1 protein-coding gene is annotated in these 269 nt (G+C 50.2%); it reads left to right on the top strand.

Annotation, left to right across the window (positions count from 1 at the left end; translation table 11 throughout):
• Positions 1–269, top strand: a 269-nt coding sequence (locus CF394_RS11945; RefSeq protein ID WP_165767552.1) for an alanine:cation symporter family protein, incomplete at both ends; no start/stop codon positions are given.

Consider the following 269-nt stretch of genomic DNA (forward strand, 5'->3'; position numbering starts at 1 on the left):
TCCATGAAATGGCTCGGCGTCTTTTTTTCAGTAGCGCTGATGATCGAACTTGTACCGAGCATCATGGTGCAGGGAAATTCGGTTTCCGCATCGCTGGCTGAGACGTTCTCGTTCAATCGTTTATACACCGGAATCGGGATTGCTTTTTTGATCGGTTTAGTGGTGATCGGAGGGATTAAACGGATTGGAAAAGTGACGGAGCTCGCAGTTCCGCTTATGGCAGGGGCGTACATCGGGGCCGGTTTCCTGATTGTCGTCACAAACCTTTC

The organism is Tetzosporium hominis, assembly GCF_002265435.1.
GTDB classification, from domain to species: Bacteria; Bacillota; Bacilli; order Bacillales_A; family Planococcaceae; genus Chryseomicrobium; species Chryseomicrobium hominis.